The organism is Arthrobacter sp. 2RAF22 (assembly GCF_052115325.1).
Classification (GTDB): domain Bacteria; phylum Actinomycetota; class Actinomycetes; order Actinomycetales; family Micrococcaceae; genus Arthrobacter.
In genome coordinates this window covers 150690-162191 of record NZ_JBFRGL010000002.1, presented here as the reverse complement: position 1 = coordinate 162191, position 11502 = coordinate 150690, and the positions used below count along the sequence as shown (strand labels likewise).

Annotated in this window: 8 protein-coding genes and 2 riboswitches; of the genes, 1 reads left to right on the top strand and 7 read right to left on the bottom strand. The window is 65.1% G+C overall.

Annotated features, from left to right (window positions below):
- Positions 1-11: 11 nt before the first annotated feature.
- From AB4068_RS04210 to AB4068_RS04185, 6 genes are all read right to left on the bottom strand, one after another.
- A complete protein-coding gene (locus tag AB4068_RS04210) occupies positions 12-1442 on the bottom strand; it encodes an L-serine ammonia-lyase (RefSeq protein WP_441432752.1) in 1431 nt (476 codons plus the stop codon).
- 237 nt (positions 1443-1679) lie between these two features.
- On the bottom strand, positions 1680-3017 hold the full coding sequence (gene glyA, locus AB4068_RS04205; RefSeq protein WP_441432751.1) for a serine hydroxymethyltransferase: 1338 nt from the start codon (positions 3015-3017) through the stop codon (positions 1680-1682).
- Positions 3014-3397 carry a glycine cleavage system protein GcvH gene (gene gcvH / locus AB4068_RS04200; protein ID WP_059388212.1) on the bottom strand — a complete coding sequence of 128 codons (384 nt, stop codon included), beginning with the start codon at positions 3395-3397 and terminating at the stop codon, positions 3014-3016. The genes glyA and gcvH overlap by 4 nt, the downstream gene beginning before the upstream one ends.
- A gap of 531 nt (positions 3398-3928) precedes the next feature.
- The gene (gene gcvT, locus AB4068_RS04195) at positions 3929-5062 is read right to left on the bottom strand and encodes a glycine cleavage system aminomethyltransferase GcvT (protein WP_332601727.1); all 1134 of its coding nucleotides are present in this window, start codon (positions 5060-5062) and stop codon (positions 3929-3931) included.
- Between the two features lie 13 nt (positions 5063-5075).
- On the bottom strand, positions 5076-7961 hold the full coding sequence (gene gcvP / locus AB4068_RS04190) for an aminomethyl-transferring glycine dehydrogenase (RefSeq protein ID WP_332601728.1): 2886 nt from the start codon (positions 7959-7961) through the stop codon (positions 5076-5078).
- Positions 7962-8012: 51 nt separating this feature from the next.
- Positions 8013-8120: riboswitch (glycine riboswitch) on the bottom strand.
- A gap of 1 nt (position 8121) precedes the next feature.
- Positions 8122-8219: riboswitch (glycine riboswitch) on the bottom strand.
- A 190-nt stretch (positions 8220-8409) separates the two neighbouring features.
- The gene (locus tag AB4068_RS04185) at positions 8410-8958 is read right to left on the bottom strand and encodes a TetR/AcrR family transcriptional regulator (RefSeq protein ID WP_441432750.1); all 549 of its coding nucleotides are present in this window, start codon (positions 8956-8958) and stop codon (positions 8410-8412) included.
- A gap of 82 nt (positions 8959-9040) precedes the next feature.
- Between AB4068_RS04185 and AB4068_RS04180 the strand changes: the two genes are divergently transcribed.
- Positions 9041-10582 carry an MFS transporter gene (locus AB4068_RS04180; RefSeq protein ID WP_441432749.1) on the top strand — a complete coding sequence of 514 codons (1542 nt, stop codon included), beginning with the start codon at positions 9041-9043 and terminating at the stop codon, positions 10580-10582.
- 7 nt (positions 10583-10589) lie between these two features.
- Here the strand turns inward: AB4068_RS04180 and AB4068_RS04175 are convergent, their stop codons facing one another.
- Positions 10590-11423: a sigma-70 family RNA polymerase sigma factor gene (locus AB4068_RS04175; RefSeq protein WP_284989602.1), complete on the bottom strand. Its 834-nt coding sequence runs from the start codon at positions 11421-11423 to the stop codon at positions 10590-10592.
- Between the last annotated feature and the right edge of the window lie 79 nt (positions 11424-11502).

Sequence of the window (11502 nt, the reverse complement as noted above, 5' to 3'; positions counted from 1 at the left end):
GCCACGACCCGTTAGCACTCCACGACGTTGACGGCGAGGCCGCCCATGGCGGTTTCCTTGTATTTGGAGGACATGTCCTTGCCGGTCTCGCGCATGGTCACGATGACCTCGTCCAGGGAGACGCGGTGGGTGCCGTCGCCCCAGAGCGCCATCTTCGCCGCGTTGATGGCCTTCGCCGCCGCGATCGCGTTGCGTTCGATGCACGGGATCTGCACGAGTCCGCCGATCGGGTCGCAGGTCAGTCCGAGGTTGTGTTCCATTGCGATCTCGGCAGCGTTTTCCACCTGTCCCGGGGAGCCGCCCATGACTTCGGCCAATCCGGCGGCGGCCATCGAGGAAGCGGAGCCGACCTCGCCCTGGCAGCCCACTTCGGCGCCGGAGATCGATGCCTGCTCCTTGTAGAGCACCCCGACGGCGCCCGCGGCGAGCAGGAACTTCACCACGACGTCGTCGCGGTCCTGTTGCGTGGCCTTGTCCATGCCGGGGGCGAAATGCAGGGCGTAGTACAGCACGGCAGGAATGATCCCGGCGGCGCCGTTGGTGGGCGCGGTGACCACGCGGCCGCCCGAGGCGTTTTCCTCGTTCACGGCCAACGCGATCAGGTTCACCCATTCCTGCCAGTACTTCGGATCCCGGTAGTCAGGGGCCTGGTCTTTGGTTTCCTTCAGGAGGCGCTCGTGCCAGTCCGGGGCCCGACGGCGGACCTTCAGTCCGCCGGGCAGCACGCCTTCGCGCTTGAGGGACGTTTCAACACAGGCCTCCATGACGGACCAGATGTGCAGCAGGCCTTCACGGATTTCCTCTTCGGTGCGGGAGGCGCGTTCGTTGATAAACATGATGTCCGAGATGCCAAGCCCCTTGGAGGAGCAACGGCCCATGAGTTCAGCGGCAGTACGGAAGGGCAACGGGAGTTCCTTCTTGGACTCCTCCAGTTCCTTCTGGGCCGCGTCCTCTTCACCCTCCCGGACGATGAAACCACCGCCCACGGAAAAGAACGTGGCCTCATGCAGCACCTCGCCGTCGGCGTCGGACACGGAGAACTTCATCCCGTTCGTATGCCGGGGAAGAACCGTGAGCGGGTGCAGGATCATGTCCGCTTCCCCGTACGGCAAGGACACCCCGGACTCGGGATCGACAGCGCCGCAAAGGCTCAGCAGACCGGTCTCCGCGATCGACGCGAGCCGTTCCTCCACTTCCTCGGGGAGGATCTCCTCGGGGTGGTAACCCTCCAGGCCCAGCAGCACCGCAGTCATGGTGCCGTGCCCCCGGCCCGTGGCAGCCAAGGAACCATACAGATCAACGCGCAGCGACGCCACCCGTTCCAGGGCACCGGAATCCTTCAGCTCACCCGCAAAGACCGCAGCAGCCCGCATCGGCCCCACGGTATGCGAACTCGAAGGACCAATCCCAATAGAGAAAAGATCGAAGACGCCAACAGCCATGGTCGGATTCCTTAGTTAGTTGTGGTCGGGTTGGGGCGGGTGAGCGGATTCCGCGGAGAAGGTGAGGGACGGAGCCCCTTCGGGTCCGACCTCCGGCAGCATGCGTCTAAGGGAGCATCACGTCCGCTCAGCGGGCGTCTATGCGACCGAGCATGCCGAGGAGGCCGAACCCGACGGGCCAAGGTGACCAAAAACCCGTCCGACCGGAACCCGACGGGCCAAGGCGACCAAAGACGGTCAGCCTAGGTTCGCGACGCCCGGGTAGAGCGGGTGCGCGGCGGCGAGTGCCTCCACGCGGTGACGCAGGCCGGAGAGGTCCGCGCCGGCGTCGGCGATCAGTGCCTCAGCGATGATGTCCGCAACTTCACGGAACGCCGCTTCACCGAAACCGCGTGTTGCCAATGCCGGGGTGCCGATCCGCAGACCGGAGGTCACCATCGGCGGGCGCGGGTCGAACGGAACCGCGTTGCGGTTGACGGTGATGTCGATCGCGGCGAGGCGGTCCTCGGCCTGCTGGCCGTCGAGTTCGCAGTTGCGCAGGTCCACGAGCACCAGGTGCACGTCCGTGCCGCCGGAAATCACGGAGATCCCCCTGGCGGTGACGTCGGGCTGGACGAGGCGCTCGGCCAGGATCCGGGCACCGGCCAGCACGCGTTCCTGGCGTTCCTTGAACTCTTCCGAGCCGGCGATCTTGAAGGCCACGGCCTTGCCGGCGATCACGTGCTCCAACGGGCCGCCCTGCTGGCCCGGGAAGACCGCGGAGTTGATCTTCTTGGCGATGTCGGCGTCGTTGCTCAGGATGATGCCGCCGCGCGGACCGGCGAGGGTCTTGTGCGTCGTCGACGTCGTGACGTGCGCGTGCGGGACCGGGGACGGGTGCAGGCCGGCGGCCACGAGGCCGGCGAAGTGCGCCATGTCCACCATGAGGTAGGCGCCCACGAGGTCGGCGATGCGGCGGAACTCGGCGAAGTCCAGCTGGCGGGCATAGGCGGACCAGCCGGCCACGATCAGCGCCGGCTTGTGCTCGAGTGCCAGGCGCTCCACCTCGGCCATGTCGATCCGGTGGTCCTCTTCGCGGACCTGGTACGGGATCACGTTGTACAGGCGGCCGGAGAAGTTGATCCGCATGCCGTGGGTCAAGTGACCGCCGTGGGCCAGGTTCAGGCCCATGATGGTATCGCCCGGCTTGATGAGGGCGTGCATCACCGAAGCGTTGGCCTGGGCGCCGGAGTGCGGCTGCACGTTCGCGTACTTGGCACCGAAGAGGGCCTTCACGCGGTCGATGGCCAACTGCTCGATGACGTCCACGTGCTCGCAGCCACCGTAGTAGCGCTTGCCCGGGTAGCCCTCGGCATACTTGTTGGTCAGGACCGAGCCCTGAGCCTGCATGACGGCCACGGCGGTGTGGTTCTCGGACGCGATCATTTCCAGGCCCGAACGCTGGCGGTTCAGCTCGTCGTCGATCTTTGCCGCGATCTCCGGATCCAGCACGGACAAGACAGTGTCCAGGCTCGGCGAAACTACCTGCTCGAACAGGGTGTTATCGGTACCTGCGGCCCCGGTTGCGGCGCTCACAGCTCGCCACCGTTCTTGGAAGCGTATTCCTCCGCGGAAAGCAGCGGACCGTCGGACTCGGCGGCCACCTTGAAGAGCCACCCCGCACCATACGGATCGTTGTTGATCAGTGCGGGATCGTCGACGACGGCGGAGTTCACTTCCGTGACCTCGCCCGTCACCGGGGAGTACAGGTCCGAGACGGACTTGGTGGACTCAACCTCGCCGCAGGTCTCCCCCGCAGTCACAGCGGCACCGACCTCGGGCAAGTCAACGTACACAATGTCGCCGAGGGCGTCGGTGGCCACGGCGGAAATGCCGACAGACACAAGGTTGCCGGCTTCGCGGGCAACCCACTCGTGCTCGTCGGAGTACTGGAGTTCAGGTGCAACTTTTGCCATGTTTTTTCCTTTGCGTTGGTCTAAGAAAACAGTTGTGGTCAGGTTACGCGGCGGGGGCCACCATCCTCTGCGTGCTGCTCCTTCGTCGCTTTGACGCACGCTGCCGGATGCCGCTCCCCCACCGCTAGAGGCTTGTTCAGTTTTCGGGGCCAACAGTTCCGGAAAAGAACGCTGGCCCTTTCGGGATTAGTAGGTGACCCGTGGTTCCAGTAGGCCGATTCAGTTCCAGTGGGCCAACCTGCGGGAGGTAGCCCACCTTCCAAAAACCTAGGGCGATCGAACGCGACAGGTGCAGGTTCGCAACAGAGGCACCAAGGGTGAGCCGAGGTCCATACCGTTCGCCCTTCTGTTCGATAACCACCCATCAGTTCGATAACCAAAGGTGACGAGGACGGCCCCATCGGGACCGGCATCCGGCAGCGGGCGTCTAAGGGAGCGTCACGTCCGCTCAGCGGGCGTCTTTCGCGACCGAGCCCGCAGAGGATGTCGGTCCCGACGGGCTAAACGCAACCACGGTCACCCATCCGAAACTTATTTGGTCCGCTTATAGAACGGCAAGGCGACAACCTCAAACGGCTCGGACTTGCCGCGCAAGTCCACGTCCAGGGCCGTGCCCGGTTCGGCGTGTTCGACGTCGACGTAGGCCAACGCTACGGGGTAGCCGAGGGTGGGGCTGGGCTGGCCGGAGGTGACTTCGCCGACAACTGCGCCGTCCTTGAGGACCGGGTAATGGCTGCGGCCGGCGCGGCGGCCCAAGCCCTTGAGGCCAACCAGCTTGCGGCCGCTGGTGGAACCGGCGCCCTCAGCCTTCAGGGCTTCCAGGGCAGCGCGGCCTACGAAGTCGCTTTCCTTGGCGAGCGAGACAACAGGGCCCAGGCCTGCCGAGAAGGGGTTGTCTTCGCGGGAGAGCTCGTTGCCGTACAGCGGCATCCCGGCTTCGAGGCGCAGGGAGTCGCGTGAGGCCAGGCCGGCGGGGATCAGCTCGCCGTCCTCGGCAACGTCCGCGATTGCTTGCCACAGGGCGGCAGCGGCGTCGTTGTCCACGAAGATTTCGAAGCCGTCCTCGCCCGTGTAACCGGTGCGGGCGAGCAGCAGATCCGTGGTGTTCCCGGCAAAGGTGAAGGGCACCTCAACGGCGGCGTAGTACTTGAGCCCGGTGACGAGGGAGTGCTGTTCGGCCGGGACCAAGCGGAGGAGGATTGCTTCCGCTTTGGGACCCTGGACGGCGATCAGCGAGGTTGCCGCGGAGGCGTCCTCGACGACGACGTCGAAGTTGGCTGCCCGCTGCGCCAGCGCCTCGGCGACAACCTTGGCGTTGCCGGCGTTCGGAACCACCAGGAACTTGGCGTCGCCGCGGCGGTACGTGATGAGGTCGTCGATGATGCCGCCGTCTTCCTGGCAGATCAGTGAGTACTTGGCCTTGCCAACCGACATGGCGGAGATCTTGCCCACCAAGGCGTAGTCCAGGAAAGCCGCGGCTTCCGGACCGGTGACCCAGACTTCGCCCATGTGGGAAAGGTCGAACAAGCCGGCGGCGTTACGTACTGCGTGGTGTTCGGCCAGTTCGGAGGAGTATTTCAGGGGCATCTGCCAGCCACCGAAATCGGTGAAGGAAGCGCCGAGCTTCTTGTGCTCTTCGTAGAGCGCAGTGTAGTTCTCAGTCATCGTGAGGAGTCCTTTAGTTCTCGAAGGCTTCGATCGGCGGGCAGGAGCAGACCAGGTTGCGGTCGCCTGCGGCGCCGTCGATGCGGCCGACGGGCGGGAAGTACTTGTCCTGCTTGAGGTGGTGGACCGGGAAGACGGCCTGCTCGCGGGAGTACTCACGGTTCCAGTCCGAGGAGACGACGGCGGCCGCGGTGTGCGGTGCGTGGCGCAGCGGGCTGTTCTCCACCGTGAAGTCGCCGTGGGCAACCTGGTCGATTTCCTTGCGGATGGTGATCATGGCTTCGATGAAGCGGTCGATCTCCCCAAGGTCCTCGGACTCCGTGGGCTCCACCATCAGTGTGCCCGCTACCGGGAACGCCAGGGTGGGTGCGTGGAAGCCGTAGTCGATGAGGCGCTTGGCCACATCCTCGGCGGTGACGCCGGTCTTGGCCGTCAGTTCGCGCAGGTCAAGGATGCACTCGTGGGCCACGAGTCCGCCTTCACCGGTGTAGAGGACCGGGAAGTACTCGTTCAGGCGCGAGGCGATGTAGTTCGCAGCGAGCAGCGCGGACTTCGTGGCCTCGGTGAGGCCTTCGCCGCCCATGAGCTTCACGTAGGCCCAGGAAATCGGCAACACACCCGCGGAGCCGTAACGCGAAGCGGAAATCGCAACGCCAGTCCCTGGCAAAGAAGCGCCGTCTTCGTGCGCCGCCTTGTTGGCATCGCCCGGCATGAAGGGTGCGAGGTGTGCCTTGGCCGCGACCGGGCCGACGCCGGGTCCGCCGCCGCCGTGCGGGATGCAGAAGGTCTTGTGCAGGTTCAGGTGGGACACGTCGCCGCCGAACTTGCCCGGCTGGGCCAGGCCAACCAGGGCGTTCAGGTTCGCGCCGTCAACGTACACCTGGCCGCCGGCCGCGTGCACCGAGTCGCAGATTTCGCGGACGTCGGCGTCGTACACTCCGTGCGTGGACGGGTACGTGATCATGATCGCCGAAAGGACATCCTTGTTAGCGTCGATCTTGGCCTGCAGGTCCGCGTGGTCGATCGTGCCATCGGCAGCCGTGGCCACCACGACCACTTTCATGCCGGCCAGCACCGCCGAGGCGGCGTTGGTGCCGTGTGCGGATGCCGGGATGAGGCAGACGTTGCGCTGAAGGTCCCCGCGGGAGTGGTGGTAGCCGCGGATGGCCAGCAGGCCCGCGAGCTCGCCCTGGGAACCGGCGTTGGGCTGGATGGAGACCTGGTCGTAACCGGTGATCTCCGTCAGGTCAGCTTCCAGATCTTCGATCAGTTCGCGCCAGCCCTCGGTCTGGGAATCCGGGGCGAAGGGGTGGATCGAGGCGAATTCCGGCCAGGAGATGGCTTCCATCTCGGCGGTGGCGTTCAGCTTCATGGTGCACGAACCCAGCGGGATCATGGTGCGGTCCAGCGCTAGGTCACGGTCCGACAGCTTGCGGATGTAGCGCAGCAGCTGGGTCTCGGATCGGTGCGTGTTGAACACCGGGTGCTGCAGGTAGTCCGAAGAACGCTCGACGGCGGCCTCCAGCGCGAAACCCTCACCGGACTCAAGTAGCTCAGCACCAAACACCGCGACGACACCAAAAGCATCAAGGACGCCGCCGACGATTTCCTTTGTTGTCGTCTCGTCAACCGAGACGCCAACAGTGTCGGCGTCGATGCCGCGCAGGTTGATGCCCTTGGCCTCGGCGGCTTCAACGATCTCGGCAGCCTTGCCCGGGACCCGGACGGTGACGGTGTCGAAGAAGCTGCCGTGCAGGACCTCAAGGCCCGCGGCCTTGAGGGACGCTGCCAGGGTGCGGGCGTGGTTGTGGGCGGTCTCGGCAATCGCCTTCAGGCCGTCGGGGCCGTGGTAGACGGCGTACATCGAGGACACGATGGCCAACAGTGCCTGCGCGGTGCAGATGTTGGACGTCGCCTTCTCGCGGCGGATGTGCTGCTCACGGGTCTGCAGCGCCAGGCGGTAGGCGGGAGTGCCGGCGTCGTCCTTGGAAACGCCCACCAAGCGGCCCGGCATGGAACGCTCGAGGCCCTTCTGGACGGCCATGTACGCGGCGTGCGGGCCGCCGAAGAACAGCGGCACGCCGAAGCGCTGGGTGGAGCCGACCGCGATGTCGGCACCCTGCTCGCCCGGAGGTGTGATCAAGGTGAGGGCGAGGAGGTCCGCGGCGACGGTAACCAGGGCGCCGCGTTCCTTGGCGGCGGCAATCACGGCGGAGTGGTCGAACACCCGGCCGGAAACGCCCGGCTGCTGCAGCACGATGCCGTTGATGTCGCCCTCGGGCAGGCCCCTGGACAGGTCAGCGATCTCCACCTCAAAGCCCAGCGCCTCGGCGCGGCCCTTCACGATGGCAATCGTCTGCGGGAGGCAATCGGCGTCGAGCACGGTCTTGCCGTCGTGGGCGGTCTTGTTCTTGTTGGCGCGTCGCATCATGAGGACCGCTTCGGCGACGGCGGTGGCTTCGTCCAGGAGGGAAGCGTTGGCGATGGGCAGGCCCACGAGGTCCTGGACCATGGTCTGGAAGTTCAGCAGCGCCTCGAGGCGGCCCTGGGAAATTTCCGGCTGGTACGGGGTGTACGCCGTGTACCAGGCCGGGGATTCGAGGATGTTGCGGCGGATCACCGGCGGAGTGACAGTGTCGTAATAGCCCTGGCCGATCATCTGCACGGCCGTCTTGTTCTTGGCCGCCAGCTTGCGCAGCTCGGCCAGGACCTCGACCTCGCTGAGGGCGTTCTGGAGCGTCAATGCGACATCCTGGCGGATGTCATTGGGAACCGCGGTGTCTACGAGCGAATCGACACTGTCGTAGCCAACAGACTTGAGCATGATGTCAATGTCGGCCTGGCGCCGGGCGCCGATATGCCGGTCAACGAACGTAGTGGAGGTTGAACTAACCGTCACGAAGGAACTCCATTAATAAGGCGGCGTGGGTACGCCACAGCTAATCGGGTTCCTCCCCGCTCTGTATTGGACCTGAGAGTTTCCGCGAAACCGTGCTTGTGGCACTGTTCCGCTTGCACCGTCGGTGAGCACGCGTCAGCGCACTGCTTTCCAGAGTTGCCTTGCCGCGGCGGTGCGTGGGCCTGAGAGATTCCTGGGGAGGATTTGCTCCTACGGCGCCTGCATCACATGCCTGCAGGACTCTCCCGCCGCAGATCAAAGGCGTATTCAGTTGTATGAATCGGATTGTGGTTGCCGGTGACGGCTGCCACAACTCCCAATTGTCCTATGGACTGCCCGCGTCCGCAAATATGGTCACCGAGCCGACTGACTTTCCCAGCTGACTCGCACTAGATGTCGTTTTGGAGCCTCTAAACGACAACAACTGCGAGCCAGTTGGGCCGCGCCATTAGGCACGGAGGCGTTCGACGGCGGCCAACAGCGCACCGACGTCGGCGCTCCTTGCGCTGGCCTTGACTTCCGTATCGCCGGCACCGCCTTCGAGCATTGCGTTGAAGTAAAGTCCATCGCCCATGTACCGGACAGCTTTGGCCATCTCGGGCCCCACTTCCTCCGCGAGCACATCGAGCCATTGTTGCTGGATCCCCGCGAAGCGCCTTCGGGTTTCTTCATGGGCTACTTCCGCGAGCCGCGTGGCTGCCACGAACACCCGGTCCAAGGGGGTGTCCGCCCACAGGGAAGACTTGATGAAGAACGCGGCCGCACCTTCGGGGGCCGCCTTCATTGCCGCGATGTCCAGCGCAGCCAGCCCGTCCATGCGTTCGAGCAAGGAGCTGATCATGGCTTCTTTGTTGGGGAAATGGTAGAGCAAACCGCCCTTGGAAACGCCGGCGCGCTTGGCGACGGCATCCAGGGTGGCAGCCCGCTCCCCCACCTCGATCAGCAGGGCTTCAAAGGCATCCAGGACAGCGTCCCGGGCAATAGGTTTTCGCGGCATGGTGTCAATCATCCCTTAGTTCGATGCGGCAGGTCGTTGAGTCAGATTGAAACTATACCGTCCAGACGGTACAGTTATCTTCATGTTCACGCCGTCCACTACCCAGCACCCCCGTACCTCTTCGATCCAATCCGCCCCGTGGCGCGATTGGGCTGCCTTGGCACTCCTGATGTTCCCGGTGCTGCTGGTGGCTGTGGACAATACGGCGCTGACGTTTGCCCTGCCGGAAATCGCCCGGTCGCTGGAAGTCGGGGGCGTGCAGCTGCTGTGGGTCGTGGATGCCTATCCGCTGGTGCTCGCAGCGCTTTTGGTGTCCATGGGAAACCTGGGAGACAGGATCGGCCGCCGCCGCTTGCTGTTGATCGGCAGCACAGGCTTCGCCGCGGTTTCCGCGGCCACCGCGTTCGCGCCGTCGGCTGAGTGGCTCATTGCAGGACGCGCCAGCATGGGCATCTTCGGAGCCATGCTCATGCCGTCCACGCTGTCCTTGATCCGCAACATCTTCCCGGACCCGAACCGCCGCCGGCTCGCCGTGGCCGTGTGGGCAGCGGGATTCTCCGGCGGCGCCGCGCTCGGGCCGATCTTCGGTGGTTGGCTCGTGGAGCATTTCTGGTGGGGAGCCGTGTTCCTGGTTGCAGTGCCACTTTTGCTGCCGCTACTCGCCTTCGGCCCCTTCCTCATCCCCGAGTCCAAGGACCGCAATCCGGGAAAGCCCGACGTTCCCAGCATCGTGCTCTCCATCTTCACCATGGCCCCGGTGGTTTATGGCATCAAGGAGGCCGCCGTGCACGGTTTTGGCCCCGGACCCGCGGCCTTCATGGCGTTCGGCCTGGCCATGGGAATTGTCTTCGTCCGCAGGCAGCGCTCATTGGCATCGCCTATGTTGGACGTTCGGCTTTTCCGGAACAAGGTCTTCAGCACGGCCATCACGGCCAACGTCTTGTCCTTGTTCTCCATGACCGGCTTCATCTACTTCTTCGCGCAGCACTTGCAGCTCGTGGAAGGCCAATCCCCCATGCAGGCGGGGATCGCGATGGTTCCGGCCCTGCTTGCCACCATCGTTGCGGGCCTGGTGGTGGTTCCGCTGGTCAAGCGGATCCGCCCGGGCCTGGTGGTGGCATCGGGCCTGGCACTGAGCGCAGTGGGATACCTGGTGGCCGCCCTGGGCAACCACAGCCAGGGGCCAGGGTACCTTTTGACGGCACTCCTGCTGCTGGCCATCGGGGTCGGCTCAGCGGAGACCATCTCCAATGACCTGATCCTCGGCGCGGTTCCCGCCGATAAAGCGGGTGCTGCATCGGCGATCTCCGAAACGGGTTACGAACTCGGATCATTGCTGGGCACAGCCGTGCTTGGCTCCATCCTGACCGCGTCCTACCAACACCACTTGTTGCTTCCTGGCGAATTGTCCGGCCACGCGGGCGAACGCTCGAGGGAGACGCTCGCCGGAGCCGTGGACGCGGCGGCCACGCTGCCCCAACCATTGGGCGATGCCCTCACCGCGGCGGCACGTGCCGCCTTTGAATCGGGGGTCCACATCACAGCGGCGATCGGGCTCGTCCTGATGGCGGGAGCGGCAGTCCTTGCCGCCGTCGTGCTCCGCCGCGTGCCGACCGCAAAGTAGGCGGAGGCTAGACGGCCCGGTTCAACGCAGCATCAGGCGAGCTGAAACTCCGGGTGATTCCGCCCAGGGTGGCGGTGGCGAGGGTGGAGAGGTAGTCGTGCCGGCGTCGGGCGGTAATGCGCGATTGGGGCTCGAAGGATTGCCCGGGATCGTCCGCGTAATGCGCGGACAGCCCGTCGCGCATGAGGCGGATACCCTCGGCGCGCTGTTGGGAGACCGCGGCGTGGGTGGACCCGAGTTCCTCGGCGAGTTCCTTGACGGTCCGCCCGCCGAAGTAGATCTCCTCGACGACGTAACGCATCTTCTCCGGCAGGGCCTCGACGGCGGCGCGAAGGTACTTGAGTCGCTCATCAGCAAGGACCGAATGCTCCGGGGAGATGGTCTCCGCCGCGACGGTGTCCACGACGACGTCGTCCAGCGGCGACAGGGTCCGCGCGGCATCGGCCAGGGCGGCTTCCACCACGCTTCGTTCGACACCCAGGGCCGATGCGGTCTCGGCGACCGAAGGCGTGCGGCCAAGGACCCCGGAGAGCGTCTCCTGGACCGACATGGTTTCCTTGATGCGTTTGCGCGCTGACCGGGTGGCCCAGTCGCTGGCCCGCATCTCGTCCGCGAAGGCTCCGACGATCCGGCGGCGCGCAAACGCGCCGAAGGGGACTCCGAGGTTCGGATCGAAGGAATCGGCAGACGTTATCAACGCCACGGAACCCACCGACGCGAAATCGTCGCGCGACAAATGAGAAGCTCTCGCGCAGAGCTCCGACACCAAATAGCCAACGAGCGGCAAGTGCTGCAGCACCAACTCGTTGCGTTCTTCGCGATTCAAAATTAGTCCCCCCATGAGACCTGTTTATTGAGTTGCCAAGCCTGGTTCCAGGGGCTTCATGGGCAAGCTGCTGAGACGGTGCAACGTGCCGAAG

What these genes read in the sequence shown, in the direction of transcription:
- gcvH (WP_059388212.1), bottom strand. Translation starts at nt 3,397, where the DNA reads ATGGCAAAAGTTGCACCTGAACTCCAGTACTCCGACGAGCACGAGTGG.
- AB4068_RS04180 (WP_441432749.1), top strand. Translation starts at nt 9,041, where the DNA reads ATGTTCACGCCGTCCACTACCCAGCACCCCCGTACCTCTTCGATCCAA.
- AB4068_RS04175 (WP_284989602.1), bottom strand. Translation starts at nt 11,423, where the DNA reads ATGGGGGGACTAATTTTGAATCGCGAAGAACGCAACGAGTTGGTGCTG.
- AB4068_RS04185 (WP_441432750.1), bottom strand. Translation starts at nt 8,958, where the DNA reads ATGCCGCGAAAACCTATTGCCCGGGACGCTGTCCTGGATGCCTTTGAA.
- AB4068_RS04210 (WP_441432752.1), bottom strand. Translation starts at nt 1,442, where the DNA reads ATGGCTGTTGGCGTCTTCGATCTTTTCTCTATTGGGATTGGTCCTTCG.
- gcvT (WP_332601727.1), bottom strand. Translation starts at nt 5,062, where the DNA reads ATGACTGAGAACTACACTGCGCTCTACGAAGAGCACAAGAAGCTCGGC.